Origin of the sequence: Paraburkholderia sp. GAS42, from assembly GCF_050436565.1 — a bacterium.
Lineage (GTDB): Bacteria > Pseudomonadota > Gammaproteobacteria > Burkholderiales > Burkholderiaceae > Paraburkholderia.
Genome location: NZ_JBNDML010000012.1, coordinates 160,351 through 187,348, shown reverse-complemented (window position 1 = coordinate 187,348; position 26,998 = coordinate 160,351). Strand labels below are relative to the sequence as shown.

26 protein-coding genes are annotated in these 26,998 nt (G+C 62.5%); 12 read left to right on the top strand and 14 right to left on the bottom strand.

Translation table 11 applies throughout. The annotated features are described in order from the left end of the window. The first annotated feature begins 37 nt into the window (after positions 1-37). On the top strand, positions 38-1,156 hold the full coding sequence (gene proB / locus P3T16_RS19295; RefSeq protein ID WP_429343463.1) for a glutamate 5-kinase: 1,119 nt from the start codon (positions 38-40) through the stop codon (positions 1,154-1,156). 279 nt (positions 1,157-1,435) lie between these two features. Here proB and P3T16_RS19290 read toward each other — a convergent pair whose 3' ends face one another. Continuing rightward, entirely contained in the window at positions 1,436-1,996 is a 561-nt protein-coding gene (locus P3T16_RS19290; RefSeq protein ID WP_429255522.1) for a CNP1-like family protein, read from the bottom strand. Positions 1,997-2,072: 76 nt separating this feature from the next. Then, positions 2,073-2,747 carry an RNA pyrophosphohydrolase gene (locus P3T16_RS19285; protein WP_429343488.1) on the bottom strand — a complete coding sequence of 225 codons (675 nt, stop codon included), beginning with the start codon at positions 2,745-2,747 and terminating at the stop codon, positions 2,073-2,075. A gap of 255 nt (positions 2,748-3,002) precedes the next feature. Here P3T16_RS19285 and P3T16_RS19280 point away from each other — a divergent pair, with 255 nt between their 5' ends. Both P3T16_RS19280 and P3T16_RS19275 read left to right on the top strand, forming a co-directional pair. Continuing rightward, on the top strand, positions 3,003-4,739 hold the full coding sequence (locus P3T16_RS19280) for a proline--tRNA ligase (RefSeq protein ID WP_429255521.1): 1,737 nt from the start codon (positions 3,003-3,005) through the stop codon (positions 4,737-4,739). Between the two features lie 12 nt (positions 4,740-4,751). After that, the gene (locus tag P3T16_RS19275; protein ID WP_429255520.1) at positions 4,752-5,351 is read left to right on the top strand and encodes a MarC family protein; all 600 of its coding nucleotides are present in this window, start codon (positions 4,752-4,754) and stop codon (positions 5,349-5,351) included. An 86-nt stretch (positions 5,352-5,437) separates the two neighbouring features. Here the strand turns inward: P3T16_RS19275 and P3T16_RS19270 are convergent, their stop codons facing one another. Next, a complete protein-coding gene (locus tag P3T16_RS19270; protein ID WP_429255519.1) occupies positions 5,438-5,989 on the bottom strand; it encodes a hypoxanthine-guanine phosphoribosyltransferase in 552 nt (183 codons plus the stop codon). Positions 5,990-6,077: 88 nt separating this feature from the next. Next, on the bottom strand, positions 6,078-7,445 hold the full coding sequence (gene ffh, locus P3T16_RS19265) for a signal recognition particle protein (RefSeq protein WP_429343462.1): 1,368 nt from the start codon (positions 7,443-7,445) through the stop codon (positions 6,078-6,080). 86 nt (positions 7,446-7,531) lie between these two features. Between ffh and P3T16_RS19260 the strand changes: the two genes are divergently transcribed. From P3T16_RS19260 to P3T16_RS19230, 7 genes are all read left to right on the top strand, one after another. Beyond that, entirely contained in the window at positions 7,532-8,452 is a 921-nt protein-coding gene (locus tag P3T16_RS19260) for a cytochrome C assembly family protein (protein WP_429343461.1), read from the top strand. An 8-nt stretch (positions 8,453-8,460) separates the two neighbouring features. Further along, on the top strand, positions 8,461-8,763 hold the full coding sequence (locus P3T16_RS19255) for a PP0621 family protein (RefSeq protein WP_429343460.1): 303 nt from the start codon (positions 8,461-8,463) through the stop codon (positions 8,761-8,763). Next, positions 8,760-9,356: a 1,6-anhydro-N-acetylmuramyl-L-alanine amidase AmpD gene (ampD, locus tag P3T16_RS19250; protein WP_429343459.1), complete on the top strand. Its 597-nt coding sequence runs from the start codon at positions 8,760-8,762 to the stop codon at positions 9,354-9,356. The genes P3T16_RS19255 and ampD overlap by 4 nt, the downstream gene beginning before the upstream one ends. A 483-nt stretch (positions 9,357-9,839) precedes the next feature. Then, the gene (locus tag P3T16_RS19245; RefSeq protein ID WP_429343458.1) at positions 9,840-12,848 is read left to right on the top strand and encodes a ribonucleoside-diphosphate reductase subunit alpha; all 3,009 of its coding nucleotides are present in this window, start codon (positions 9,840-9,842) and stop codon (positions 12,846-12,848) included. Between the two features lie 564 nt (positions 12,849-13,412). After that, a complete protein-coding gene (locus P3T16_RS19240) occupies positions 13,413-14,663 on the top strand; it encodes a ribonucleotide-diphosphate reductase subunit beta (protein ID WP_429343457.1) in 1,251 nt (416 codons plus the stop codon). Positions 14,664-14,754: 91 nt separating this feature from the next. Further along, a complete protein-coding gene (locus P3T16_RS19235; RefSeq protein ID WP_429343456.1) occupies positions 14,755-15,087 on the top strand; it encodes a hypothetical protein in 333 nt (110 codons plus the stop codon). A 30-nt stretch (positions 15,088-15,117) separates the two neighbouring features. After that, entirely contained in the window at positions 15,118-15,717 is a 600-nt protein-coding gene (locus P3T16_RS19230) for a histone H1-like DNA-binding protein (RefSeq protein ID WP_429343455.1), read from the top strand. 288 nt (positions 15,718-16,005) lie between these two features. Here the strand turns inward: P3T16_RS19230 and P3T16_RS19225 are convergent, their stop codons facing one another. The 10 genes from P3T16_RS19225 to P3T16_RS19180 form a co-directional block, all read right to left on the bottom strand. Continuing rightward, positions 16,006-16,479, bottom strand: coding sequence for a glycine zipper 2TM domain-containing protein (locus P3T16_RS19225; RefSeq protein WP_429255510.1), 474 nt, complete (start codon positions 16,477-16,479; stop codon positions 16,006-16,008). Between the two features lie 18 nt (positions 16,480-16,497). Next, positions 16,498-17,436: a carbohydrate kinase family protein gene (locus P3T16_RS19220; RefSeq protein WP_429255509.1), complete on the bottom strand. Its 939-nt coding sequence runs from the start codon at positions 17,434-17,436 to the stop codon at positions 16,498-16,500. A gap of 127 nt (positions 17,437-17,563) precedes the next feature. Beyond that, a complete protein-coding gene (gene tpx, locus P3T16_RS19215; protein WP_429255508.1) occupies positions 17,564-18,064 on the bottom strand; it encodes a thiol peroxidase in 501 nt (166 codons plus the stop codon). A 144-nt stretch (positions 18,065-18,208) separates the two neighbouring features. Next, positions 18,209-19,855 (bottom strand): DUF3426 domain-containing protein, encoded by a 1,647-nt coding sequence (locus P3T16_RS19210; protein WP_429343454.1) that lies wholly within the window; start codon positions 19,853-19,855, stop codon positions 18,209-18,211. Positions 19,856-19,902: 47 nt separating this feature from the next. After that, complete coding sequence (gene prmA / locus P3T16_RS19205) at positions 19,903-20,805, bottom strand: 50S ribosomal protein L11 methyltransferase (protein ID WP_429343453.1); 903 nt, start codon at positions 20,803-20,805, stop codon at positions 19,903-19,905. A gap of 3 nt (positions 20,806-20,808) precedes the next feature. Beyond that, a complete protein-coding gene (accC, locus tag P3T16_RS19200; protein ID WP_429255506.1) occupies positions 20,809-22,176 on the bottom strand; it encodes an acetyl-CoA carboxylase biotin carboxylase subunit in 1,368 nt (455 codons plus the stop codon). A gap of 125 nt (positions 22,177-22,301) precedes the next feature. Further along, positions 22,302-22,772 carry an acetyl-CoA carboxylase biotin carboxyl carrier protein gene (gene accB / locus P3T16_RS19195; protein ID WP_429343452.1) on the bottom strand — a complete coding sequence of 157 codons (471 nt, stop codon included), beginning with the start codon at positions 22,770-22,772 and terminating at the stop codon, positions 22,302-22,304. 70 nt (positions 22,773-22,842) lie between these two features. Beyond that, the gene (gene aroQ / locus P3T16_RS19190; RefSeq protein ID WP_429255504.1) at positions 22,843-23,307 is read right to left on the bottom strand and encodes a type II 3-dehydroquinate dehydratase; all 465 of its coding nucleotides are present in this window, start codon (positions 23,305-23,307) and stop codon (positions 22,843-22,845) included. 195 nt (positions 23,308-23,502) lie between these two features. Then, the gene (locus tag P3T16_RS19185) at positions 23,503-24,063 is read right to left on the bottom strand and encodes a TlpA family protein disulfide reductase (RefSeq protein ID WP_429343451.1); all 561 of its coding nucleotides are present in this window, start codon (positions 24,061-24,063) and stop codon (positions 23,503-23,505) included. Positions 24,064-24,077: 14 nt separating this feature from the next. Next, the gene (locus P3T16_RS19180) at positions 24,078-24,764 is read right to left on the bottom strand and encodes a UDP-N-acetylmuramate--alanine ligase (protein ID WP_429255502.1); all 687 of its coding nucleotides are present in this window, start codon (positions 24,762-24,764) and stop codon (positions 24,078-24,080) included. A gap of 176 nt (positions 24,765-24,940) precedes the next feature. Between P3T16_RS19180 and mpl the strand changes: the two genes are divergently transcribed. Together mpl and P3T16_RS19170 are read left to right on the top strand one after the other, a co-directional pair. Further along, entirely contained in the window at positions 24,941-26,365 is a 1,425-nt protein-coding gene (gene mpl, locus P3T16_RS19175) for a UDP-N-acetylmuramate:L-alanyl-gamma-D-glutamyl-meso-diaminopimelate ligase (protein ID WP_429343450.1), read from the top strand. Continuing rightward, a complete protein-coding gene (locus P3T16_RS19170; RefSeq protein ID WP_429255500.1) occupies positions 26,362-26,949 on the top strand; it encodes a YqiA/YcfP family alpha/beta fold hydrolase in 588 nt (195 codons plus the stop codon). Before mpl ends, P3T16_RS19170 begins: the two co-directional genes overlap by 4 nt. Positions 26,950-26,998: the final 49 nt, after the last annotated feature.

The window sequence follows — 26,998 nt, the reverse complement described above, 5'->3', positions numbered from 1 at the left end:
GGCAGGCCTCACGTATCCTCTTGGGAGACCGCGCACAATGCGTTCCGTCATCGCCGATTCCAGGCGCCTGGTAGTGAAAGTCGGTTCGAGTCTTGTTACGAATGACGGACGCGGGCTCGATCATGCCGCGATCGGCCGCTGGGCTGCACAGATCGCCGCGCTGCGCGGGCAGGGCAAGGAAGTCGTCCTCGTCAGTTCAGGTGCCATCGCGGAGGGCATGCAACGGCTCGGCTGGACGAAGCGCCCACGCGAGATCGACGAATTGCAGGCCGCGGCCGCTGTCGGACAAATGGGGCTCGCGCAGGTGTACGAGAGCCGTTTTGCCGAGCACTCGATCCGTACCGCGCAGATTCTACTCACGCATGCTGACCTGGCGGATCGCGAACGCTATCTGAACGCGCGCTCGACGCTGCTGACGCTCCTGCGGCTCGGCGTGGTGCCGATCATCAACGAGAACGACACCGTCATTACCGACGAAATCAAATTCGGTGATAACGACACCCTTGGCGCGCTGGTTGCGAATCTCATTGAAGGCGATGCACTGATTATTCTCACCGACCAGCAGGGCCTTTACACGGCGGATCCTCGTAAGGATCCGGCTGCGAAGCTCGTTGAGCAGGCCGACGCGGGTGCGCCGGACCTCGAGGCAATGGCAGGTGGAGCGGGTTCGAGCATTGGCCGCGGGGGCATGCTCACCAAGATTCTCGCCGCGAAGCGCGCGGCGCACAGCGGCGCGAATACGGTCATTGCGAGCGGGCGCGAGCTGGACGTCCTCGTGCGGCTGGCTTCCGGCGAGGCAATCGGCACGCAGCTGATCGCGCGCACGGCGCGAATCGCCGCACGCAAGCAGTGGATGGCAGACCATTTGCAGGTCCGCGGTCACGTCGTGATCGATGACGGCGCGGTCGAGAAGTTGACGGCGGGCGGTAAGAGCCTGTTGCCGATTGGTGTCGTCGGCGTGCAGGGCGCTTTCGCGCGAGGTGAAGTGATCGCCTGCCTGAATGCGTCCGGGCTTGAGGTCGCGCGCGGTCTTACGAATTACAGCAGCGCAGAAGCCAGGCTGATCCAGCGGCGCGCGAGCGGTGATATTGAGGCGGTGCTCGGCTACATGCTCGAGCCGGAGTTGATCCATCGCGATAACCTGGTGCTCGTTTAAAGCACCGGGCCGGGAAGAGAAAGCTCGCCGCTCCCCACGCCCCGATCGCGATTGGACGCAGGTGTACAGCAGCACACGCTCCGTCAGCCTGTCGGCGGAAAGCCACGCATGCAAAAAAGGCGCTTCAGATCGAAGCGCCTTTTTTTGACCGTACAGCCGTTCCGTCCGGATCCCCGTCAGGCGTTCGAGCAGTCAGCCCGCAGGCCTCACCCACGGTTGCAGCTTTTAGGATCCGGCCCTCCGTTCACAACCGCCGCTCGACGTAGCGCCCAGCAAACCTTACCGAACCAGGACGCTCTGCGTCCGATGAAACTGAACGTTTTCCACGATCGTCTTCGCGTTGGCGATTGGAATCTTGTTGGCGCAGAAGTAATCCTGATAAAGCGCCGCGTGATAGGCGTTTAACGCGCCATTTTCGATACGCGAAAAGTCGTTGGCGACGGTGCGGTCCCAGCCGCTATGATCAGCGTCGAGGCCGGCGTACAGGCGCCATTCGTACGTGTCGCAGCGAATTCCCTCGTAGTTCACGTTACGCGCGCCACTCGGGCTCGTGATCACAACCGTGTACCGCACGACGCCATCGGAACCGACGCTCACCGATTTCGAGTCGAGGAAGAACTGCAGCGGTGTGTTCTGCGAGACGTCGAAAGGCAGAAGGTTGCCCTGCTGAGGCAGCGGCGGCAATTCGTCGACCTTGTTTTCAACCCAGTTGCTCGGCCTGTCCAGCAAATAGGTAAACGCGCTGTCGTCCTTATTGGAGGGATTGGAGGGAGCGCCTGAGCAGCCGGCCAGCAAGGCAGCCGTGGCGACACACGCCACGGTAAGAAAAGATGCTTTCAATATGATTTCCTGGAAACGCCGGCGCAGCAGCTAACATGCCGCACCGGCAGATGCGGCGTGAACAGCCGCACAGGGTTCAATCGCGCACGAGCGTCGACGAACGGGCAACGGAGGTTTCGATGTCCCCGCAATCCGTTTCGATCGTCGTGCGAATCGACGTCTCGACCGTCATCAGCGACCCTGACGATTCTAACGACGCGCTTTCCGCCGCCATCGTGCTCACCACCCGGGGATAGCGCGGCCCATGATGCCCGGCCAGTTTTTCCCCACGCGGCGCCGTACGACGCAGAAAACGCGACAGCTCCGTCAACGCCAACTGATACACATCCCGCTTGAACTCGATCACACAGTCGAGGGGCACCCAGTACTCGTTCCAGCGCCAGGCATCGAACTCCGGATGATCGCAGGCGCGCAGGCAAATATCGCAATCGCGCCCCACCATCCGAAGCAGGAACCAGATCTGCTTCTGGCCGCGGTAATGACCGCGGACTTCACGCTTGATGAACTTGTCCGGCACCTCGTAACGCAACCAGTCGCGCGTGCGACCGATAATCTTGACGTGTTCCGGAAGCAGGCCGGTTTCTTCGTGTAACTCCCGATACATCGCTTGCACGGGGGTTTCACCATACTTGATGCCCCCTTGCGGAAACTGCCAGGAATGTTCACGGAGCCGCTTGCCCCAAAACACCTCGTTGTGCGCGTTCAAGAGGATGATGCCGACGTTCGGGCGAAAGCCTTCACGATCCAGCATACAACCACCTTCGAATCCTTTAAAATTGCCTTGATTATAAACAGATAACGGACCTGACGCACCGGATCGCACCAGAATGGAACGATTCGCCGCAAAAGGGCGTCGTCGAGGTAGTCTCCCGGATCAGACACAGCGGAGGCCCGGCCATCCGCGCAAGCCGCCGCCGCGTCGGCTTGAGGTCATGAAAGGTCCGCGAATCCCCCGTTTTATCTTTTGGACGGCTCAGATTGTGCCGCCGCTTTTGGAAAATTCTGAATGAAAGCCTCCCGTTTCTTTATCGGCACCCTGAAAGAAGCTCCCGCTGACGCCGAAATCGTCAGCCACAAGCTGATGGTGCGCGCCGGCATGATCCGTCGCGTCGCTGGCGGCATTTACAACTATCTGCCGATCGGCCTGCGTTCGATTCGCAAGGTAGAAGCGATCGTGCGCGAGGAAATGAACCGGGCAGGCGCCATCGAACTGCTGATGCCGGCTGTGCAGCCGGCCGAACTCTGGCAGGAATCGGGCCGCTGGGAAAAATACGGTCCGGAACTCCTGCGCTTCAAGGATCGCAGGCAGAGCGATTTCGTGATGGGACCGACGCATGAAGAAGTCGTCACCGACATCGCGCGCAACCAGATCAAGAGCTACCGTCAACTGCCGGTGAATTTCTACCAGGTGCAGACGAAGTTCCGCGACGAGATCCGTCCGCGTTTCGGCGTGATGCGCGGCCGCGAATTCATCATGAAGGACGCGTACTCGTTCGATAAGGACGCAGAAGGCCTGCGCGAGTCCTATCGCAAGATGTACGACGCGTACATGCGCATTTTCACGCGCCTTGGTCTCGATTTCCGTGCGGTCGCGGCGGATAACGGCTCGATTGGCGGCAGCGGCTCGCACGAATTCCATGTGATCGCAGACACCGGCGAAGACGACATCGCCTACTGTCCGACGTCGGACTTTGCCGCGAACGTCGAAGCAGCAGACGCGCTGCCGCTGATCGCTCAACGCGCGGCACCGGCCGAGGAAATGAAGAAGACCTTGACGCCCGGCAAGGCGAAGTGCGAGTCGGTCGCTGAGTTCCTCGGCATTCCGCTGCAACGTACGATCAAGTCGATCATTCTCGCCACCGAAAACGAAGGCGCTGAACCGACGCTGTGGCTGCTGATGCTGCGCGGCGATCACGAGATGAACGAGATCAAGGTCAACAAGATCCCGGGTCTCGGTGATTTCCGTTTCGCGACGGAAGCCGAAATCGTCGACTGGTTCGGTACGCCGCCGGGCTACCTCGGGCCGATCGGAACAAAGAAGCCGGTCAAGATCATCGCGGACAGCACGGTCGCGAACATGAGCGACTTCGTCGTCGGCTCGAATGAAGTTGACTTCCACACGACGGGCGTGAACTGGGGCCGCGATCTGCCGGAGCCGGTCGTCGCCGACATCCGCAACGTGCAGAAGGGCGATCCGTCGCCGGATGGCAAGGGCGTCATCGACATCTGCCGCGGCATCGAAGTCGGCCACGTGTTCCAGCTCGGCAAGAAGTATTCGGAAGCGATGAACGCCACGTTCCTCGATGAAAACGGCAAGCCGCAGCAGATGGAAATGGGCTGCTACGGCATCGGCGTCACGCGTATCCTGGGCGCGGCGATCGAACAGAATTTCGACGACAAGGGCATCATCTGGCCGGAATCGATCGCGCCGTTCGAAGTCGTGTTGTGCCCGATGGGTTACGACCGCAGCGAAGCCGTGCGCGAACACGCCGACCGTCTGTATGCGGAACTGGTCGCGGCGGGCGTCGATGTGATTCTTGACGATCGCGGTGAACGTCCGGGCGTGATGTTCGCTGACTGGGAACTGATTGGCGTGCCGCATCGACTCGTGATCGGCGATCGCGGCCTGAAGGAGGGCAAGGTCGAATATCAGGGCCGACGCGACACGGAAGCGACGCTGTTGCCGGCTGAAAGCGCCGCGCTCACGGTGATGGAGAAGATTCGCACTGCGCTCGCCGGCTAACCGGAGCGGACGGTGGAGTACAACTTCCTGTCCGCGACGGTTCTGCTGATTCTGATCACGGACCCGCTCGGCAACATTCCTCTTTTCATCGGTTGCCTGCGGGGCGTCGCGCCGCATCGGCGGATCGCGGTGATCCTGCGCGAAGTGGCGATCGCATTTGTGATCCTGCTGGTGTTCATGGTCGTCGGCGACCGTTTTCTGCGGATGATGAGTCTCACCGACCTGTCATTGCGGATCGGCGGCGGGATCGTACTGTTCCTGATCGCGCTGCGGATGATCTTTCCGCATCCGGACGGCCCGTTCGGCGGCGATGTACGCGGCGGCGAACCGCTGATTGTGCCGCTCGCGATTCCGGCGCTGGCGGGTCCGTCGGCGCTCGCGACGGTGATGCTGCTGGCGTCTCAAGCGCCGGGCAAGACGGTCGAATGGATCGGCGCGCTGACGGTCACGATGATCGTCTGCGCGATCGTGCTGGTGCTGGCCGAGCGGATTCAGGCGTGGCTCGGCGAGCGCACCGTGATGGCCTTCGAGCGGCTGATGGGGCTCGTGCTGGTGGCGATTTCGGTGGAGATGATTCTCGCGGGCATTCGCGCGTTCGTGCATCAGCTGTGACACAAGCACGCGTTGGCGCGAGCAGGCAATAAAAAAGCGACCCGAGGGTCGCTTTTTTCATCGAGACGCAAGCGAAAATCCGAAGCTCAAGCGCCTTCAGTCAACGCCCGAATGGTGGGCAGATTGCGCCAGTAACCCTTCGCATCCATCCCGCAACCAAACACATAACGGTCAGGCACTTCGAAGCCGCAGAAGTCCGGACGCAGCGGCTTTGCCTTCGGAATGATCTTCTCGCACAGCACCGCGCTCATGAAGCGCTTCGCGCCCATCGCGAGAATACGGTCGCGGATCGCGGCCATCGTCTCGCCTTCATCGAGGATGTCGTCGAGCACGAGCACGACGCGATCCTTTACCGACTCAGCCGGCGCGACGCGCCACTGCATCTCGCTCCCGCCTTTGGTCGTGTTGCGATAGCGGGTGAGGTGGATGTAGTCGAACTCGAGCGGGAAATCGAGGTGCGGCAGCAGCATGCCGGTGAACACCGCGGCGCCGCCCATTACCGACAGCACGAGCGGGAACTCTTCGCTCATCTCGGCACGGATGGCGTCAGCCATGCCGCTGATCGACGCATTGACGTCGCTGGCCGAAACGATTTCTTCGGAGTGGCTGAAAATGTGGAGCGCTTCTTCGCGGTTCATGACGTCTGGCGAGCGGTGACTGTATACATAGTGTGAGAGAGAACGACAGCGGCTGCAATCAGGGCAACCCGAGGCGCAACCCGCGCTATCAGCGCATGCCCGGCATCATGCCTTTCATACCGCGCATCATCTTCTGCAGGTTGCCGCCCTTCAGCTTCTTCATCATCGTGCGCATCTGGTCGTACTGGTTCAGCATGCGGTTGACTTCCTGCACCTGAACGCCGGCACCGGCTGCGATGCGGCGCTTGCGCGTCGCCTTGATCAGTTCGGGCCGGGCGCGCTCTTTCGGTGTCATCGAGTTGATGATGCCTTCCATGCGACGCATCTGCTTTTCGGCCTGGCCCATGTCGGCTCCGGCTGCGGCCTGCTGAAACTGCGCGGGCAGCTTGTCCATCAGCGTGGAGAGGCCGCCCATGTTTTTCATCTGCGAAAGCTGCGCGCGGAAATCGTTGAGATCGAAGTCGCCGCCTTTCTTGACCTTGTCGGCGAGCTTCTGTGCGGCTTGTACGTCGACGCCGCGTTGCGCTTCCTCGACGAGCGCGAGAATGTCGCCCATGCCGAGAATCCGGTTCGCCATGCGGTCCGGATAGAAGATTTCGAGACCGTCGAGCTTTTCCGCGACGCCGACGAACTTGATCGGCTTGCCCGTCACGTGACGCACCGACAGCGCCGCGCCACCGCGCGAGTCGCCGTCGAGCTTCGTCAGCACGACGCCGGTGAGCGGCAGCGCGTCGTTGAACGCCTTCGCGGTGTTCACGGCATCCTGACCGAGCATCGCATCGACGACGAACAACGTTTCCGCCGGCTTCAGCGTCGTGTGCAGCGCGGCGATCTCCTGCATCATCAGTTCGTCGATACCAAGACGGCCAGCCGTGTCGACGATCAGCACATCGTGATAGTGACGCTTCGCCCAGTCGACGGCGGCGCGCGCGATGTCGACCGGTTTCTGGTCGGGTTCCGAGGGGAAGAAGTCCGCGCCGACCTGTTCGGTTACCGTCTTCAGCTGCGCGATAGCAGCGGGGCGGTAGACGTCACAGGAAACGGTGAGCACCTTTTTCTTGTACTTCTCGCGAAGCAGCTTGGCGAGTTTGCCGACAGTGGTCGTCTTACCGGCGCCTTGCAGACCGGCCATCAGGATGACGGCGGGCGGCGTGACGGCCAGATTCAGTTCGACGGCCTTGCCTTCGTAGTCGCCGCCGATAATCGCGGTCAGCTCGCGCTGCACCACGCCGACGAGCGCCTGACCCGGCGAGAGGCTGCTGATCACTTCTTCGCCGAGCGCCTTTTCCTTCACCTTCGAGATGAAGTCGCGCACGACGGGCAGCGCCACGTCGGCCTCCAGCAGCGCGAGACGGACTTCGCGCAGCATTTCCTGGGTGTTCGCCTCGGTAAGGCGGGCTTCGCCGCGCAGCGTCTTGACGACGCGCGCCATCCGTTGGGTCAGATTGTCGAGCATGGGGAACGATGGGCAGTGCGGCCGGTGCAATGCGACGCCGGAGACCGGAGACGTCGTGAGGCAAGGGCCTGGTGTAAACTTCGAATATGGATATTGTACTGTATGCCCTCACTGCGCTCCTGTACGGCGGTCTCGCCGTCGCGGGCTGGCGTTCGCACCGGCACACCGCGCTGCGCCCGGTGCTGGAGAGCGTGCCGTCGATCCCGGTTCCGCCGAATGTATCGGCGGCGTCAGGCATGAGCCCTTCGGGCCGCGCGCTGCTGTTCGTCGCGCTGCTCGCGCACGGCGTGCTGCTGCATACCACCATCTTTCCGCAGAACGCGATGGTGTTCGGTTTCGCGTTCGCGCTGTCGGCGATGTTCTGGCTCGGCGCCGGCATCTACTGGATCGAAAGTTTCTTTTTCCCGCTCGATGGTCTGCGTCTGCTGGTGCTGCCGCTCGCATGCGTCGCGTCGCTCCTGCCGCTCGCGTTCAACGGCGTGCGCGTGCTGCCGTATTCCGCCGCGCCGCTCTTCAAGCTGCACTTCCTGATCGCGAACGTCGCGTATGGGCTGTTCGCGATCGCCGCGCTGCACGCTGTACTGATGCTGCTCGTCGAGCGCCGGTTGCACGCAATGCGTGGCGGCGGCGCGCTGCAGCGGCAGAACCCGGCTGCGGGCAACAGCTGGCTGTCGAGCTGGCTCGATACGCTGCCGCCGCTGCTCACGCTGGAAAAACTCCTGTTCCGTCTGATCGGTGCCGGCTTTGTACTGCTGACGCTGACGCTGATCTCCGGCATTCTCTTTAACGAACAACTGGTGGACCGGCCGCTCAGGCTTGATCACAAAACAGTGTTCGCCATTCTTTCGTGGCTGATGTTCGGCGCGCTGCTCACCGCGCGCAGGGTTTCCGGCTGGCGCGGCCGTGCCGCATTGCGCTGGGTGCTGGCGTCATTCGCGGCGTTGCTGCTCGCGTATGTCGGCAGCCGTTTTGTTTTCGAGGTGCTGTTGCACCGTCCTGTGGTCTGAGCGTCATCATGCGACAAATTTTTCTGCTGATCCTGTTGTTCATCATCGGTAACTGGCTCGTCAAGGCCGTGCGCCGCGCCGACGCGAAGGCGTCCGCCGCGCGAACCGGTGCTGCGTCGTCGGGCACGGCGGCGGGCGGCGCGCAGCGCGCGTCCGAAGCGCCGGAACTCGCCGAGCCGATGATCCGTTGCGCCGAGTGCGGCGTCCACGCGCCGAAGAGCGACTCCGTTGTCGTCGCGGGTCAGCCGTTCTGCAGCGCCGATCACGCGCATCGCCACGCCTCGCGCCCGACCGGGCGTGACGCACGATGAGCGTCGACTTCACCGTCGATGCCGACGGTTGGGTCCCCGCTGCACGCAAACTGCCCTCGCCGAATTTCGAGGCGCGCCCCGACGGCGCGCGGCCGACGCTCGTCGTCGTCCACAACATCAGCCTGCCGCCCAATGAGTTCGGCGGCACGGCGATCACCGAACTGTTCCAGGACCGCCTCGACTGCGACGCGCATCCTTATTACGACTCGCATCTGCGTGGTGTGAAGGTGTCGGCGCACTTCGTGATCCCTCGCGACGGCGCGCTCGAGCAATATGTATCGTGCGAAGCGCGCGCGTGGCACGCGGGCGCGTCGAACTTCTTCGGCCGCGAGCGCTGCAACGACTTCTCGATCGGCGTTGAGCTCGAAGGCAGCGACGCCACTGCATTCGAACCGGTGCAATACCGGACGTTGAGCGCGCTCGTGAGGGCGCTCGTCGCGCACTATCCGGTCGAAGCACTGGCCGGTCACTCGGACATCGCGCCGGGTCGCAAGACCGATCCTGGTCCTCACTTCGAGTGGCAACGCCTTCAACACGATTGCGCGTTGCCCGCTCGGTATTTCCCCTATCTCTCTCTTTCCTCCGCGTCATAAAGCCATCGTCCGATGCTTCCCGCGCGCATCGCAAAACGTTGCGGAGCCTTGCTGTCCGCGCGGTCCCGTCCGGCTTGGAGGCATCAAAAGTCAAGCGCCTGCAGCCAAATAAAATAATTTGAGATGCCGGGAAGTTCCACTATACTTTGTGTAAGGAGTCGGTTTCAGAACTAGATGTTGTGGTGGTCTGGCGGCGCCCCGCTTTACAAGCATGGCGCCGCATGCATTCCAGGCGTTGAAAAAAACATTCGACTGGTGTCGGCCGATGAGAGCGGCTGCACCGGCAACCTCGGGGAAAGGGCACAGCCAGTGATCGCGACTCGCATGATGAAGACCGTTGTCCAGTCCGCCGCGTCGCATCCGGTCAACAGACCTCGCCGGCCCACTCTCCACACCCTTACGCTCGCGCCAGTCTTATGCGCGGCGCAGCGATCGTACTAATCCGCGGTTTCTCCGCACCATTCCAGACCAGGAGCTTTGCACATGCAAACGACCGACAACGTGACGACCCGGTATGAGGGCTCACCAACTGGCCAACCGTTCGGTGGACAGGCACAGGGTGGCCAGGCGCTCGCGCCGCAGGCAACCTTCGCCGACTACAAGGTGATCCGTCGTAACGGCAGCGTGGTGTCGTTCGAGCCTTCGAAGATCGCGATCGCGGTCACGAAGGCGTTCCTCGCCGTCAACGGTGGTCAGGGCGCGGCGTCGGCGCGTGTGCGCGAGCTGGTGGAGCAGCTCACGCAAAGCGTCGTGCGCGCGCTGCTGCGCAGCCGTCCGAACGGCGGCACGTTCCATATTGAAGACATCCAGGATCAGGTCGAACTCGCGCTGATGCGCGGCGGCGAGCATAACGTCGCGCGTGCTTACGTGCTGTATCGCGAGAAGCGGACGCAGGAACGCAGCCACGAGCCGGAAGCGGCTGCAGGCGCTTCGGGTCTGAATGTGGTCGACGGCGGCGTGACGCGCCCGCTGGATATGGCTGCGCTGCGCGGCATCATCGAATCCGCCTGCGCGAACCTGGGCGACGCCGTGAGCGCCGAGCCGATCGTCGCTGAAACGGTGAAGAACCTGTACGACGGCGTACCGATGAGCCAGGTCTACGACTCGGCCATCCTGGCGGCACGCACGATGATCGAAAAGGATCCGGCATACAGCCAGGTCACGGCCCGCATCCTGCTGCACACGATCCGCCGCGAGATCCTCGAAGAGGAAGTCACGCAGAGCGAAATGGCCGACCGTTACGCCGAGTACTTCCCGCAGTTCATCAAGCGCGGCGTGCAGGCTGAACTGCTCGACGACAAACTGATGCAGTACGACCTGAAGCGTCTGGGCGCCGCGCTCGACAACAGCCGCGACCTGCAGTTCGGCTACCTCGGCCTGCAAACGCTGTACGACCGCTACTTCCTGCATAGCGACGGCGTGCGTATCGAGATGCCCCAGGCATTCTTTATGCGTGTCGCGATGGGTCTCGCCCTGAACGAAGTCGACCGCGAAGCACGTGCGATCGAGTTCTACAACGTGCTGTCGAGCTTCGACTTCATGTCGTCCACGCCGACGTTGTTCAACTCGGGCACGCGTCGCTCGCAACTGTCGTCGTGCTACCTGACGACGGTCGACGACGACCTCGACGGCATCTACGAAGCGCTGAAGGAAAATGCGCTGCTGTCGAAGTTCGCCGGCGGTCTCGGCAACGACTGGACGCGCGTGCGTGCACTCGGCTCGCACATCAAGGGCACCAATGGCAAGTCGCAAGGCGTCGTGCCGTTCCTGAAGGTGGTGAACGACACGGCTGTGGCCGTGAACCAGGGCGGCAAGCGCAAGGGCGCGGTGTGCGCGTACCTGGAGTCGTGGCACCTCGACATCGAAGAATTCCTGGAGCTGCGCAAGAACACCGGTGACGACCGTCGCCGTACGCACGATATGAACACGGCGAACTGGATTCCCGACCTGTTCATGAAGCGCGTGCACGAAGGCGGCGACTGGACGCTGTTCTCGCCGTCCACCTGCCCGGACCTGCATGACAAGTTCGGCGCTGAGTTCGAAGCAGCTTACACAGCTTACGAAGACAAGGTCGCGCGCGGCGAGATCAAGCTGTTCAAGAAGGTCCCGGCGGCGCAACTCTGGCGCAAGATGCTCGGCATGCTGTTCGAAACCGGCCATCCGTGGATCACGTTCAAGGATCCGTGCAACATCCGTTCGCCGCAGCAGCACGTCGGCGTCGTGCACTCGTCGAACCTGTGCACGGAAATCACGCTGAACACCAGCGACACCGAAATCGCCGTCTGCAACCTCGGCTCGGTGAACCTCGTCGCCCACCTGAAGGAACAGGCCGACGGCACGCTGGTGCTCGACCACGACAAGCTGAAGCGCACCGTCAGCGTTGCGATGCGCATGCTCGACAACGTGATCGACATCAACTACTACGCGGTCGCCAAGGCACGTAACTCGAACCTGAAGCACCGTCCGGTCGGCATGGGCATCATGGGCTTCCAGGACTGTCTGCACCTGCTGCGCACGCCGTACGCATCGGAAGAAGCGGTCAGGTTCGCCGATACGTCGATGGAAGCGGTCTGCTACTACGCGTACTACGCGTCGACGGAACTGGCCGAAGAGCGTGGCCGTTATTCGAGCTACCGTGGCTCGCTGTGGGATCGCGGCATCCTCCCGCAGGACACGCTGAAGCTGCTCGCCGAAGCGCGTGGCGGATATGTGGAAGTCGATTCGAGCGAATCGATGGACTGGACCGAACTGCGTTCCCGCATTGCAACGTACGGCATGCGCAACTCGAACTGCGTCGCGATCGCGCCGACGGCGACGATCTCGAACATCATCGGCGTCTCCGCCTGTATCGAGCCGACGTTCCAGAACCTGTATGTGAAGTCGAACCTGTCGGGCGAATTCACGGTGGTCAACGACTACCTGGTTCGCGATCTGAAGGCGCGCGGCCTGTGGGACGAAGTGATGGTCGCCGACCTGAAGTACTTCGACGGCACGCTGTCGCGCATCGACCGCATCCCGGCCGACCTCCGCGCGATCTACGCAACGGCGTTCGAACTTGATCCGGTCTGGCTCGTCGAAGCAGCTTCGCGTCGCCAGAAGTGGATCGATCAGGCGCAGTCGCTGAACATCTATATGGGTGGCGCGTCGGGCAAGAAGCTCGACGAGGTTTACAAGCTCGCATGGCTGCGCGGCCTGAAGACCACGTACTACCTCCGCACGATGGCGGCGACGCACGTCGAGAAGTCGACGGTGGCGCACGGCGCGCTGAACGCGGTGTCGTCGGGCGGCGGTGAAGGCTCGGGCGGTGCTGCAGGTGGCGCGGCTGGCGGCTTCGGCGCGAGCGGCGGTGCTTCGTCGGGTGGTCTGCAGGCGGCGGCTGCCCATGCAGCACCCGCAGCAATCGAACTCGAAGCAGCACCGGAAGCGGACGGCCCCGTGTGCGTGATGCGTCCGGGCGATCCGGGCTTCGAAGAGTGCGAGGCTTGCCAGTAATACAGATGTGACGGCCGGCGTGAGCCGGTCATGAAGCAGAAAGTGAGCGGTGGCGGCGAGTGCCGTTGCCGCTCACACATAGATGCACTCAAGAAAAGTGGCCGCGCAGTAACACACAGCACTTCGCGTCTCGCGCGGGGCGCTACGTGCATCGCAACATCGTCGGCGCGGATCGACGCCTGCGAGGAAACCCTGAACTTTGTACGCAATGCGTAGCCGGACAGAGAAGGCAACGCAGTAAGGCAAGCCAGGCGACACAGATTAGAAGTGCCTCGATGATCAACTCGATGTTCAGTTTGAGATCGACTCGCGGTCTCTTCGAAGTCACTTCGAACGACGTCGAAGCGACGTTGAGGCGACATCAAAACGAGGCACTTTCGATGAAGCAAAGACCTTCAGCATCACATGCTTCGATCGCTTCACATGAAGCGACAGACACACTCTGTTGAACAAAGTGTTGTATGCAGGTCGCAACGCGAATCGAAAACAGGATTTTTCGTGAGCGAACTCTTTTATCGCTAACGAAAAGATGGTACAAACCGTTCTAAATTGATGGTGACATTTATGCTCAACTGGGATGACGAGATTACTGCCGTAACTCCCGCGAGTGCTTCGCAACAGAATGCGTTGCGCAACGCTTCGGAACCGGCTGTCGGAACGCAGGCTGCAACGCGTGCCGCTCATCAGGCTCCCTCGGCTCAGGACATCTTCGCGAACGACATCGCTGTCGCTCCGTATGCTGCTTCTGCTGCCGCTCAGGCAACCTCGCCGGCAACCGCGCCGGCCGCCGCTTCGGAAGCGCGCGTGAATGTCGCCGACAAGCGCATCATCAACGGCCAGACTGACGTTAACCAGCTGGTGCCGTTCAAATACAAGTGGGCGTGGGAAAAGTATCTGGCTGGTTGCGCAAACCACTGGATGCCGCAGGAAATCAACATGTCCCGCGACATCGCGCTCTGGAAAGACCCGAACGGTCTGACTGAAGACGAGCGCCGCGTCGTCAAACGCAACCTCGGTTTCTTCGTGACGGCGGATTCGCTGGCCGCGAACAACATCGTGCTGGGCACCTACCGCCACATCACGGCGCCCGAATGCCGCCAGTTCCTGCTGCGCCAGGCGTTCGAAGAGGCGATCCACACGCACGCTTACCAGTACATCGTCGAATCGCTCGGCCTGGACGAAGGCGAGATCTTCAATGCGTATCACGAAGTCTCCTCGATCCGTGCGAAAGACGAGTTCCTTATTCCGTTCATCCACACGCTGACCGATCCGGCCTTCAAGACCGGGACGCTCGAAGCCGACCAGACGCTGCTCCGGTCGCTGATCGTGTTCGCCTGTGTGATGGAAGGCCTCTTCTTCTATGTCGGCTTCACGCAGATTCTTGCACTAGGCCGCCAGAACAAGATGACCGGCGCAGCGGAACAGTATCAATACATCCTGCGCGATGAATCGATGCACTGCAATTTCGGCATCGACCTCATCAACCAGATCAAACTCGAAAACCCGCATCTGTGGACGGCTGAGTTCCGCGCGGAAATCCGCGAAATCTTCAAGCAGGCTGTCGATCTCGAATATCGCTACGCAGAAGACACGATGCCGCGCGGGGTGCTCGGCCTCAATGCGTCGATGTTCAAGAGCTATCTGCGCTTCATCTGCAACCGCCGTTGCCAGCAGATCGGTCTCGATCCGCTGTTCCCGAACGAGGAAAACCCGTTCCCGTGGATGAGCGAGATGATCGACTTGAAGAAGGAACGCAACTTCTTCGAAACGCGGGTCATTGAATATCAGACAGGCGGCGCTCTCTCCTGGGAATAAGCCGGGAACGCGTCGTAGACGAAATTGATGGGGATGCCGCTGGCCGCTCGATGTGGTCGGTGGCACATAAGGTTAGGAGCAGGAACGCCTGATGCAAAGCACGCCCGGTGCGCCATGTGCCTCGATGGCAATGGCCCACAACGATGACAGGCACTTTGCGAACCCTTCAGTGGGATGGGCAAACTTCCCCCCGGAAAAAGCCGCTGGCCTCGAGGCCAGCGGTTCGATCAAGCAATTGCCGGCGTCGGAATCCGACGCCGACCAGATCTGGCGCGCGGTGCTGTATGGCACCGCGCGCCTTACCGCATTCATTAGCGTAAGCGCGCTGCACCTGCGTACGCCGATGAATAGCCCGCTTCGTAGCGCGCGCCCTGAGAAGCGTCCGCGGGAAGCGGGTTTTGACGAAGGGTGTTGTTTGAACTGACTCTCATCTGAAAACCTGAAGGAGAAAATGATGGCAACTGCAAAAAAAGCCGCCGCCAAGAAGGCCCCGGCAAAGAAAGTCGCTGCAAAGAAAGCTGCACCGGCAAAGAAAGCAGCCGTTAAGAAAGTCGCAGTGAAGAAGGTTGCAGCGAAGAAAGTGGCAGTGAAGAAGGTCGCAGCGAAGAAGGCAGCGCCGGCGAAGAAGGTTGCAGCGAAGAAGGTTGCTGCCAAGAAAGTCGCTGTGAAGAAGGTTGCAGCGAAGAAGGCAGCACCGGCGAAGAAGGCCGCTGCGAAGAAGGCGCCTGCGAAGAAGGTTGCAGCGAAGAAGGTTGCCAAGAAGGCAGCACCGGCCAAGAAGGCTGCAGCGAAGAAGGCTGCGCCTGCGAAAAAGGCTGCTGCTAAAAAGGCGCCTGCTAAAAAGGCTGCTGCCAAGAAGGCTGCCCCTGCCAAGAAGGCTGCCGCCAAGAAGGCTGCCCCTGCCAAGAAGGCTGCCCCTGCGAAGAAGGCTGTCGCGAAGAAGGCTGCGCCTGCTCCCGCTGCGCCTGCTGCATCGAGCGCGCCGGCTGCGACGGTGAAGACCGCGTTGAATCCGGCTGCTGCATGGCCGTTTCCGACCGGCAGCCGTCCGTAAGACGCTGAAGCAGTAATCAGGCACATCACGATGTGTCCGATGATTGGGTAGAACAGGACCCAATCACCGTCCCGTCACCGGTTTACCGGTGGCGGGATTTTTTTCGTCTGTGGGTTCTGGATTGCCGGGTTCGCCGCGCTCAACCGGCGCGATCGATGCGTGTGCGTCCCAAGGGACGAAAAAAAGCGCATGCACAGGGGAGGGCATGCGCGTGAGGTCGCCGCATCGACACACGTGCCGACGCGACTCAGGGGACATTGCTCAGAGCAAACGGATCATCGGGATCAGTTAGTGCGTCACTCGCGTCACGCCGCCGCTCGAGAGCAGACGCACGCGTTCGCCCGCGCGGAAGATCTCGCCCGTGGCGCTCTGTGTGATCGCACGCAGGTCGCCATTGTCGAGTCGCACGGTAATTTCGACGCCGTCACGCACCGCCGTGCCGTTTTCTACCGCATTGCCGGCCACCGCGCCGACCAGACCGCCGACGATGCCCGTCAGAATCGAGCCCTTGCCGCCGCCGATCGTGCTGCCTGCCACCGCACCCAGCGCGCCACCGCCAATCGCGCCGAGGCCGCTCGGCTGCCCGTTGTTCGTGCTGATCTTCACCGCGCGCACGCTGTCGACGGTGCCCATGCGCACCGTTTCTTCACGTTGCGCCTGCGACGCCGTGTAGACGTCCGCCGAACTGCTGTTGTACGCGCAGCCTGTCATGATCAGCGAACCTGCGATCATCACCGCTACTACCAGGCGACTCGTTTTCATTCCCCACACTCCACTCATTTACGGCAGGTCGTATCCAAACGCCTGCTTGAATCGTTCGTTGATCTCTGAGCGCGACGGCGCATAGTTCTGCGGCCCTTGCTGTTCGATCTTGAGCGCGCCCATCAGGCTCGCGAGGCGACCGGTCGTAGCCCAGCCGAGGTTGTTCTCGATGCCGTAGAGCAGGCCGCCGCGGAACGCGTCGCCGCAGCCGGTCGGATCGAGCACCTGTTTCGCGGTGACAGCCGGGATGTCTTCGATCTTGCCTGCGTGATGAATCTGCGCACCCTGTTCGCCGCGCGTGACGATCAGTGCATCGACGCGGCTCGCGATCTCGCCGATCGACCAGCCCGTCTTGTCGCTGACGAGCGCGGCTTCGTAATCATTGACTGCTACGTAAGTGGCAAGTTCAATCATGCGGCGCAGCGACGCGCCGTCGAAAAGCGGCAGTCCCTGGCCCGGATCGAAGATGAACGGCACGCCGGCCGCAGCGAGCTCTTCCGAATGCTGGATCATGCCGTCGAAGCCGTCCGGCGCAACGATACCGAGCGTGATGCCCTTCGCTTCGCCCGCGTGGTTCACGTGCGATTGCATCATCGCGCCCGGGTGGAACGCGGTGATCTGGTTGTTTTCCAGGTCGGTCGTGATCATCGCCTGCGCGGAATACGTGTCCGGCAGCACGCGCACATGTTCCGTCGACAGACCAAGGCTCGCGAAGCGATCCATGTACAGCTGCGCGTCGACGGCGCCCATCGTCGCCATGATGCGCGCGTCGCCGCCGAGCAGTTTCAGCGAGTACGCGATGTTGCCGGCGCAGCCGCCGAACTCGCGGCGCATCGTCGGGACGAGGAAGCTCACGTTCAGGATGTGGACCTGCTCAGGCAGGATGTGCTCCCGAAAGCGACCTTCGAAGGTCATGATGTTGTCGTAGGCGAGCGAACCGCAAATGAGCGTGGCCAAGGCAAACGTTCCTGTAAATAGCGTGGGTAAAGAGCGCCGCGCGAAAGTCCGTGGTTGCAGCCGGATACGAGCCCGGATGCGAAAGCGCCGCGCAGTTGCGCGGCGCGAACCCACGTGCGGCAAGGTTTTATTTCAGCGCGCCGAGCGCGGCGTCGTAGTTCGGCTCGTTCTTGATCTCGCTGACGAGTTCCGCATGCACGACGTTGTCGTTTTCATCGATCACGACGACTGCGCGTGCCGTCAGGCCCGTCAGCGGGCCGCTCGTCACATCGACGCCGTACGCCTTCGCGAAGTCATGGCCACGGAACGTCGATGCCGTGACGACGTTCTCGATGCCTTCCGTCGTGCAGAAGCGCGATGCGGCGAACGGCAGGTCGCCCGACACGACGATCACGGTCGTGTTCGACAGTTTGCCCGCGGCTTCGTTGAACTTGCGCGTCGACGTGGCGCAGGTCGGCGTGTCGAGGCTCGGGACGATGTTCAGCACCTTGCGCTTGCCGGCGAAATCGGTGAGCGCGACCGGCTTCAGATCCTTGCCGACGAGCGAGAACGCAGGCGCCTTCTGGCCCACGGACGGGAACGTGCCGGCTACTTCGATCGGGTTGCCACCCAGCGTGACTTGACTCATGTTGTGCTCCGGAAATACGTCAGAGTTGACAGTAAACGCGCCCGGTCCGGCTGGGCGCGCGAGGGATGCGTAACTGCTGCCTTCACGGCGTCGAGGACGTCAGCGGCGTCGCGATTGCCGCGAGCGCCGGCGACGTCGGGAACGTCAGGGGTAAAAAATCTGCACGCGGAAATTCGATGCGACGGCATCGCCGGTATCGAGACGCACGACCATCGTCTGTGTCGTACGCGCCGGAAGCCCTGCGGCAATCTGCGTGCCAGCCGGCACGTAGTCCTGCGGCCACAGCACACGACGGATCGCGATGTTGTTCTGTGCGTCGAGCAGCGTGAGCTCGATCGCCGGATAGGCCAGCGCGACGTTGAAACGGTTCCGCAACGGCATCTTCAGTTCGAGCTTATGCGGGCCGTCCACCTGACGCAGATCAGACGGCTCGACCTGCAGGCCGTCGATATCGCGTGGCGGCGCGACTGTGCAGCCGAGTTGCTCGCAAGCTTTCGCGAACAGCGGCTGCGTACCCGGCCAGTAGACCATCACCGTCTCGCGTTGCCACCACGCGACCTGCGCAATCAGCGCAACAAACAGGATCAGCGCGACGAGCGTGCCGAAAATGAGCCAGCCGAGCGGGCGCGGCTCGGTCTCGCGCGCCTCGCGAACGACGGCGAATGGTTCGGCGTCGTGTTCATCGAGCGACGTGGCGAACGGTTCGCGTGCCGCGGGGTTGAAGCGCGGCTCGCTGTCATGCGTCGCCGAATTGAATGCGCCGACAGGGGGCACGGTCGCGAAAGTCGGCTCGGCCTGTTCCTCGATCGCGGGTTCCGTTGCACGCCAGTTCGTCGTCTCGCGTTCTTCCGCTGCGTGATGGCCGTTGACGTACTCATGCACCGGCTCGTGCATGGTCGGGAAATCGTGCGCGGGCGTCGCGGCCGATCCTTCGTGGGCGGCCCGCCCGGCCGCCTCGCGTTCGATGGCGGATTTCAGCTTCGCCATCGCGGATTCGGAAAGCGGACGATACGGAAGATTCTTCGTGCTGTGACGCAGACGGTCGTCGATCAGCGCGTCCGGCGCGGGTGCCCACGGGTTCCACGCCTCAGTGCGGAAGTTGGGCGCAACGCCGGCCTGGTGGTGTGCGTCTTCGAATGTGGGCGAGGCAGCGTGCGGTTCGACCGGCGCGGATGTTTCGAACGGCGTGTGGGGTTCGGCGGCCGCAGGTGTTTCGAACGATGCGTGCGGTTCGACAGGCGCGGGCGTTTCAGCAGGTGCGGGCGTTTCGGCGGCTGCGTGTGGTTCGACGGACGCGGGAGATGACGGGTGTACGGGCGTCTCCGCTGGCGTCTCAACAGGCGGGAAGGCGTGCGTTTCGTCAGAAGCGGGAGGCGGCGTGAACGAAGCGTGCTCGGGTGTCTCAACCGGCGCCTCAACGGGCTTCTCTGCTGGCGCCTCGACCGGCGTGCCAAACGTCGGCTCCGCGCGTTTCTCGGCAAGCGCCGCTTCGCCGGCCGCCGCCCCATGCTGCTCATCGGGCGTCGGCGTAGCTGCGGGAGCCGGAGCCGCAACCGGAACCGGACCCGTTTCCCGCTTCAGGTCCGCGCCCGCAATCAACGCCGAGGCGACATCTGCACTGACCGGTTTGGCGTTGGAAAAATCACCGTCGCTGGTTTCGTAGAGACTGCTGGATGCGTCGAAGACTTCGTGACAGTGTCCGCAACGCACGAGACCGCGCCGCAGCGAAAGATGCGCCGGCTGGAGTCGGAAAACTGTTTCGCAGAAGGGACAGCGCGTCGCCAGGAGCATATTGAGCCGGGAACCCTGAGGGCGTTGAAGTGGACGATAGGCCTATTCTAATGGCTTTCGCGTCGCGTTCCCGTGAGGCAGACCCAACCCTCGTGTTCACGCCAGACGGAGATGTCGATCCAGCGCTCATAGACGCGCGCAACCTCGTCCGCCTGCCGCGCGAGAATGCCCGACAGCGCGATGCGGCCGCCCGGTTTCACCTTCGACGCAAGCATCGACGCCATCAGCTTCAGCGGATTCGACAGAATGTTCGCGACGACGATATCGAACTCGCCGGCCGGGCACGCGTCGGGCAGGCCGTACGTCACTTTCGCGCGATTGCGCTCACTGTTCTGACGGGCCGATTCGACCGCCTGCGGATCGATATCGATGCCGACTACCGGGTTCGCGCCGCACTTCTTCGCGAGAATGGCAAGAATGCCGGAGCCGCAGCCATAATCGAGCACCGATTGATCTTTCTCAACATTCTGCTCGAGCCATTCCATGCAAAGACGCGTCGTCGGATGGCTGCCGGTGCCGAATGCGAGGCCCGGATCGAGTTCGAGCACGAGCGCGTCAGGGTCCGGCGCGTCGTGCCATGACGGCACGACCCAGATCCGCTCGCCGATCGAAATCGGATCGAACTGCGACTGCGTGAGGCGCACCCAGTCCTGATCTTCGACTTCGCGCACGGTGAACGACGGCGTTGCAGCAAGACCAAGCTGGTTCGACGCGGCGGCCAGCAGCACCGCCGGATCATGTTCCGCGGCAAGCAGCGCGATCACGCGCGAGCGCTGCCACGCGGTGCGTTCGGGCGTGAGACCGGGCTCGCCGAAAAGCGGCTGCTCGTCGGGCGTGTCGGCGTCCGCATCTTCAACCGATACGGACAGCGCGCCCAGGTCGAGCAGCGCATCGGAGAGATCCTCCGCGTGCTCGCGTTCCAGCTCGACGATCAGTTCCCGGTAACTCATTGCTTACGCTTCTTCCGGTGCGGCCTGCAGCTTCGCGGCCAGCCGGTTTTCGAGGTAATGAATGCTCGTGCCGCCCTCGACGAACTTTGCGTCGAGCATCAGCTCGCGATGCAGCGGGATGTTGGTCTGGATGCCTTCGACCACCATTTCCGACAGCGCGATGCGCATCCGCCGGATCGCCTGCTCGCGCGTCGCGCCGTAAGCGATCAGCTTGCCGATCATCGAATCATAGTTCGGCGGCACGAAATAGCCGTTGTACGCATGCGAGTCGACGCGGATGCCCGGGCCGCCCGGCATGTGCCACGACGTCAAACGTCCAGGCGACGGAATGAACTTGAACGGATCTTCAGCGTTGATACGGCATTCGATCGCGTGGCCGCGGAACTGGACGTCGCGCTGACGCAGCGCCAGCTTCTCGCCAGCGGCGATACGGATCTGTTCCTGCACGATGTCGACGCCGGTAATCAGTTCGGTCACCGGATGCTCGACCTGCACGCGCGTGTTCATCTCGATGAAGTAGAACTCGCCGTTTTCGTACAGGAATTCGAACGTGCCCGCACCGAGGTAGCCCATCTTCTTGCAGGCGTCCGCGCAACGGTCGCCGATGCGCTCGATCAGGCGGCGCGCGATGCCCGGCGCCGGCGCTTCTTCGATCACCTTCTGGTGACGACGCTGCATCGAGCAGTCGCGCTCGCCGAGCCAGATCGCGTTCTTGAACGAGTCGGACAGAATCTGGATTTCGATGTGCCGCGGGTTCTCCAGGAATTTCTCCATGTAGACCTGCGGATTGCCGAACGCACGGCCCGCTTCTTCGCGCGTCATGTTGACCGCGTTCACGAGCGCTGCTTCGGTGTGGACGACGCGCATGCCGCGCCCGCCGCCGCCGCCCGCCGCCTTGATGATCACCGGATAGCCGACCGCGCGCGCAATTTTCACGATCTCCTTCGGATCTTCCGGCAACGCGCCTTCAGAACCGGGGACGCACGGCACGCCGGTCTTGATCATCGTCTGCTTGGCCGACACCTTGTCGCCCATCAGCCGGATCGTTTCCGGACGCGGGCCGATGAACACGAAGCCCGACTGCTCGACGCGTTCCGCGAAATCCGCGTTTTCCGACAGGAAGCCGTAGCCGGGGTGAATCGCTTCGGCGTCGGTGACTTCGGCCGCGCTGATCAGCGCCGGCATGTTCAGATAGCTCAGGTTCGAAGGCGCCGGGCCGATACAGACCGCCTCGTCGGCGAGCTTCACGTACTTGGCTTCCTTGTCGGCTTCCGAATAGACGACGACCGTCTTGACGCCGAGTTCGCGGCACGCGCGCTGGATACGGAGCGCGATTTCGCCGCGATTGGCAATGAGGATTTTTTCAAACATAGCGGATTTTCGACTCATCAATGGGCGCCGCGGCGGGGGTGACCACGACACTGCGGCTGCCTCAGAGGATCGGTTGCGCGCGCCGGTCAGGGCGCACGCCAGCGGCTGATACGGAATGCGCCGGTTTAGCCGACCACGAAGAGCGGCTGGCCGTATTCGACCGCCTGGCCGTTCTCGACGAGGATTTCCTTGATCACGCCCGACTGGTCGGATTCGATTTCATTCAGCAGCTTCATCGCTTCGATGATGCAGATCGTCTGGCCTTCCTTGACCGTGTCGCCCACCTGGACGAACGGATCGGCGCCCGGCGACGGCGCGCGGTAGAACGTGCCGACCATCGGCGACGTCACCACGTGGCCTTGCGGAGCGGCGGGCGCCGGCACAGCCGGTACGCCTGCAGCGGGTGCTTCGAGTGGCGCGCCGTGCATCGGCATCGGGCCGGCGTACTGCGGCGCGTACGAGGCGGACGGCTGCACGTAAACCGGCGGCGCATTCTTGACGATGCGAACCTTGCCTTCGCCCTCGGTGACTTCGAGTTCAGAAATACCGGACTCGGAGACGAGGTCGATCAGAGTCTTGAGCTTACGTAGATCCATTAGGCATCCCCTTTCAATGCGTGAAGTGCCGGCGTTCGATGACGTCCGGCGCAGAATTAGTGTATTGGAGTCAGCCGCGCGCGGCGCCCGCCTGTCCTGCGGACAGCCGGTCGAGTGCGAATTCGAGTGCGTACAGATATCCCTTCCAGCCAAGGCCGCAGATGACGCCTTCGGCCTGGTCGGAGAAATACGAGTGATGCCGGAACGGTTCGCGACGATGCACGTTCGACAGATGAATCTCGACGAACGGAATGTCGACCCCCGCCAGTGCGTCCCGAATCGCCACGCTGGTATGCGTGTACGCGGCGGGATTGATCAGGATGAAATCGGTTTTTTCGGTTCGCGCGGCCTGGATCCGGTCGACGATCGCCCCTTCATGATTGCTCTGGAAGGACGCGATTTCGACGCTGGCGTCGGCGGCACGGTCAGCGAGCGCCTGATCGATCTGCGGCAAGGTCACGCGCCCATAGACCTCGGGTTCCCGTGTGCCGAGAAGGTTGAGGTTGGGGCCGTGCAGAACCAGCAGTCGCGTCATGGTCGCTTCTATTTCCGTGGAATTGCGCGAACTTTAGCGCTGATTAGAGAAACTTGTCTAGTTTCGCAGGGTCTCCGCGCCGTCCGGGATGCGGGGCGCAAGCGGCGTGCGTCCCGATTTTTTGTCAATTTCGCCTAATTTACGCGTAAAAAGAGGCGTTCGGCGAAGAATTCGGTGCGTTCCGGAATAATGGGCTTAAAGCGCGTCGAGCGTGCGTTTCAGCTCGGCCGGCTGGATTTCGCCCAATTTTGTCGAAAGAACGTTGCCTTTGGCGTCAATAACGACCGTATAGGGAAGGGCGCCCGCGTTGTTCCCAAACGCGCGTGCGAGGTCCGCGCCGCCGAAGCCGGTGACGAAAACCGGATAGTCGACCTTCACCTTTTGCAGGAAAGTCTTCACGTTCTTTTCGGAATCGACGCCGAGCCCGATGAACTGGATGCCCTTCTTCGCGTAGTCGCGATGGAGTTGTGAGAGCGCCGGCATTTCCTCGACGCAGGGTCCGCACCAGGACGCCCAGAAATTCACAACGACCGGATGGCCTTTGAACATCGCAAGCGATTGCGGCTTGCCGTCGGCGTTGGTCACATTCTGCAGCCACAACTGGTTCACGGCGTTCTGCGGGTTGGGTGCCGCCCCGCCAGCCTGTGCTGTCTGCGCGGCCTGCGTCGAACCGCTGTTGAGAAACCAGTAGCCGGCAGCGGCCCCGCCGCCCGCTGCCAGAATTGCTACTGCCAGTGCTGCCAGAATCCGCTTCATCTTCGTTGGTCTGCTCAGTTGGTGGATGAGGTCGTGGATGAGGTCGTAGAAGAGGCCGTCGAAGCAGCGCTGCTCTCAGCGACCAGCGCCTGCACGACCTGCCGGTTCGCGCGTGCGGTCCGGCCGCGCGCGTCGGCGCGCACGGCGCCACGCAGGTCGTCCGAATCATAGAGCGCGACGTGAATGCCGACCGGCTCCGCGTCGCGGCCCTCGTTCGCCGGACGCCACAGGAAACTCAGCGTCTCGACATAGCCGCGCCCGGCAAAGTGTCGCGTCTCCGACACGTCATACTGGATGTTGGCATTCAGCAGGTAGATGGCGACTTCCTTCGGGTTGTCGCAGAACGCCTGCAGATGCACGTCCGAATGCTCGCCCGCCGTGCCGCCGAGTACGGCGCCCGTCAGATACGGATTGAACGGCGCGAGACGCTGCATCCAGTCGAGCGCGACTTCGCGCAGACGCCGCAACACGGCCGGCTGGCTGTCACCCTGGAAAAGCGACTGGTACTCGCGGATTTCTTCTTCTATCTGGTCGTTATCCGGAAGCCATTCGCCGGCGACACGCGTCTCCCCGACGACCTGCCGCGCAGCCTTGCGTTTGGCCGTCGAGTAGTCCAGCCCGTCTTCGGCGATCATTCTCGCAGCCGCCATGGCGATTTCCTCGCGCACGCGATGCGGATCGAAATGTGATTTGCGAACCATCTCACAATCATACTAGAGAATATATGACGGCCTTTCTGGCCACCCTGAGCGACGAAGCGGCGCGGCTGTAACAGGGGCGTCGGTTACAATAGCGTCCCTTGCAGACGATCCTGAAAGACCGGTCCTGCGCACTCCTTTCCCTCGCAAAAAGTACGCCCGCGCGGCACGACAGGCTTATGCACATCCACATCCTCGGCATCTGCGGCACGTTCATGGGCGGTCTCGCCGCGCTCGCACGCGGCGCGGGCCACAAGGTGACCGGCTGCGACGCCGGCGTCTATCCACCGATGAGCACGCAGCTCGAAGCGCTGGGCATCGATCTGATCGAAGGCTATGGCGCGGAGCAGGTTGACCTGAAGCCGGACCTTTTTGTCATCGGCAATGTCGTTTCGCGCGGCAATCCGCTGATGGAAGCGATCCTCGATCGCGGCCTGCCGTATACGTCCGGCCCGCAGTGGCTGGGTGAGCACGTGCTGAACGGCAAATGGGTGCTGGCCGTGGCCGGCACCCATGGCAAGACGACAACTTCTTCGATGCTGACGTGGCTGCTCGAAGATGCCGGTATGAACCCCGGCTTCCTGATTGGCGGTGTGCCGCTGAACTTCGGCGTGTCGGCGCGGCTGACCGATTCGAGCTTCTTCGTGATCGAAGCTGACGAATACGACACTGCGTTCTTCGACAAGCGTTCGAAGTTCGTCCACTACCGGCCGAAAACGGCGATCCTGAACAACCTCGAATTCGATCACGCGGACATCTTCCCGGATCTCGCCGCGATCGAAACCCAGTTTCACCATCTCGTTCGCACGGTGCCGGGCATCGGCCGCATTATCACGAACGGTCGTGAAGACGCGCTCGAACGTGTGCTCACCCGCGGCTGCTGGAGCGAAGTGGAGCGGTTTGGCGTCGAGGGTGGCTGGCAGGCGCTGCCCGCGGAAGATGGCATACCCGTCGACGAACGCTTTGCCGTGTATCACGACGGTGAGCGCGCGGGCGTCGTCGACTGGATGGTTCAGGGCGATCACAACCGGATGAACGCGATCGCCGCGATTGCCGCCGCGCGCCACGTCGGCGTGCCGCCGGCGCAGGCCGCGCACTCGCTCGCGACGTTCCGCAACGTGAAGCGGCGCATGGAAGTGCGGGGCAGCGTCGATGGCGTGACCGTCTACGACGACTTCGCGCATCATCCGACGGCGATCGAAACCACGCTCGCCGGGCTGCGCACGCGTGTTGGCCGGGAGCGCACGCGGATTCTCGCGGTGCTCGAACCGCGCTCGAACACCATGAAGCTCGGCGTCATGAAGGCGCAACTGCCGGCAAGTCTCGCCACCGCGGATCTTGTTTTCGGGTACGGCGCGCCGTCTGGCCGCGACGCGCTCGGCTGGGATCTCGCCGAAGCGCTGGCGCCGCTTGGCGACAAGGCGCAGGCATTCAACAATATTGAAGCGCTGGTCAAAGCGGTTGCCGCGGCGGCGCAGCCGGGCGATCAGGTGCTGGTGATGAGTAATGGCGGCTTTGGCGGTGTGCATCAAAAGCTGCTCGACGCGTTGTCGGCGCGATCTTCGTCGGATGTGGTGGCCGAGGGCCGGCGGGGCGCAGCGTGATTCTCTATCTGCACGGTTTCCGTTCGTCGCCGAATTCGTTCAAGGCGCGCGTGATGGCGGCGCGGCTCGCCGAACTGGGCCGCAGCGACGAATGGTGCTGTCCGATGCTGCCCGTCTCGCCGCTTGAAACCGTGGCGCTGGCTGAATCGGTCGTACGGGGCGCGCAGGACGTCACCGTGATTGGCAGTTCGCTGGGTGGCTATTTCGCGACGTATCTCGCTGAAAAGCACGGCTGGCCGGCGGTGCTGCTGAATCCGGCGGTCGTGCCGCAACGTGACCTGGGCCAGTATCTCGGCGAACAGCCACTGTGGCACGGCGGCGGCAGTATCGTCGTCGAGCCGCGCCATCTGGACGAATTGCGGGCGCTCAGCGTCGCGTCGATCACACGGCCCGAACGCTATTATCTGATTGCCGCGACGGGCGACGAAGTGCTGGATTACCGGGAAATGCTTGCACACTATCCTGGCGCAAGGACGACACTGATAGAAGGCAGTGACCACGCAATCAGCGAATTTCCCCACTATGTCGACGACGTGCTCGCATTTTGCGATGCACAGCCGCCAGCGCCGCGCGAGGCGGCATGATTTCCTGATCCGCGGGCGCTTCGGCAAAAAGGAGCGTCGGCTGCGGACC

Excerpts from the sequence above, each read along its gene's own strand:
- accB (WP_429343452.1), bottom strand. The coding sequence starts at position 22,772 with ATGGATCTACGTAAGCTCAAGACTCTGATCGACCTCGTCTCCGAGTCC.
- P3T16_RS19260 (WP_429343461.1), top strand. The coding sequence starts at position 7,532 with ATGGATATTGTACTGTATGCCCTCACTGCGCTCCTGTACGGCGGTCTC.
- P3T16_RS19270 (WP_429255519.1), bottom strand. The coding sequence starts at position 5,989 with ATGAACCGCGAAGAAGCGCTCCACATTTTCAGCCACTCCGAAGAAATC.
- P3T16_RS19225 (WP_429255510.1), bottom strand. The coding sequence starts at position 16,479 with ATGAAAACGAGTCGCCTGGTAGTAGCGGTGATGATCGCAGGTTCGCTG.
- aroQ (WP_429255504.1), bottom strand. The coding sequence starts at position 23,307 with ATGACGCGACTGCTGGTTCTGCACGGCCCCAACCTCAACCTTCTCGGC.
- P3T16_RS19180 (WP_429255502.1), bottom strand. The coding sequence starts at position 24,764 with ATGGTTCGCAAATCACATTTCGATCCGCATCGCGTGCGCGAGGAAATC.
- proB (WP_429343463.1), top strand. The coding sequence starts at position 38 with ATGCGTTCCGTCATCGCCGATTCCAGGCGCCTGGTAGTGAAAGTCGGT.
- P3T16_RS19210 (WP_429343454.1), bottom strand. The coding sequence starts at position 19,855 with ATGCTCCTGGCGACGCGCTGTCCCTTCTGCGAAACAGTTTTCCGACTC.
- P3T16_RS19280 (WP_429255521.1), top strand. The coding sequence starts at position 3,003 with ATGAAAGCCTCCCGTTTCTTTATCGGCACCCTGAAAGAAGCTCCCGCT.
- P3T16_RS19240 (WP_429343457.1), top strand. The coding sequence starts at position 13,413 with ATGCTCAACTGGGATGACGAGATTACTGCCGTAACTCCCGCGAGTGCT.
- P3T16_RS19245 (WP_429343458.1), top strand. The coding sequence starts at position 9,840 with ATGCAAACGACCGACAACGTGACGACCCGGTATGAGGGCTCACCAACT.
- P3T16_RS19255 (WP_429343460.1), top strand. The coding sequence starts at position 8,461 with ATGCGACAAATTTTTCTGCTGATCCTGTTGTTCATCATCGGTAACTGG.
- P3T16_RS19235 (WP_429343456.1), top strand. The coding sequence starts at position 14,755 with ATGCAAAGCACGCCCGGTGCGCCATGTGCCTCGATGGCAATGGCCCAC.
- P3T16_RS19230 (WP_429343455.1), top strand. The coding sequence starts at position 15,118 with ATGGCAACTGCAAAAAAAGCCGCCGCCAAGAAGGCCCCGGCAAAGAAA.
- prmA (WP_429343453.1), bottom strand. The coding sequence starts at position 20,805 with ATGAGTTACCGGGAACTGATCGTCGAGCTGGAACGCGAGCACGCGGAG.
- mpl (WP_429343450.1), top strand. The coding sequence starts at position 24,941 with ATGCACATCCACATCCTCGGCATCTGCGGCACGTTCATGGGCGGTCTC.
- accC (WP_429255506.1), bottom strand. The coding sequence starts at position 22,176 with ATGTTTGAAAAAATCCTCATTGCCAATCGCGGCGAAATCGCGCTCCGT.
- ampD (WP_429343459.1), top strand. The coding sequence starts at position 8,760 with ATGAGCGTCGACTTCACCGTCGATGCCGACGGTTGGGTCCCCGCTGCA.
- tpx (WP_429255508.1), bottom strand. The coding sequence starts at position 18,064 with ATGAGTCAAGTCACGCTGGGTGGCAACCCGATCGAAGTAGCCGGCACG.
- P3T16_RS19285 (WP_429343488.1), bottom strand. The coding sequence starts at position 2,747 with ATGCTGGATCGTGAAGGCTTTCGCCCGAACGTCGGCATCATCCTCTTG.
- P3T16_RS19185 (WP_429343451.1), bottom strand. The coding sequence starts at position 24,063 with ATGAAGCGGATTCTGGCAGCACTGGCAGTAGCAATTCTGGCAGCGGGC.
- ffh (WP_429343462.1), bottom strand. The coding sequence starts at position 7,445 with ATGCTCGACAATCTGACCCAACGGATGGCGCGCGTCGTCAAGACGCTG.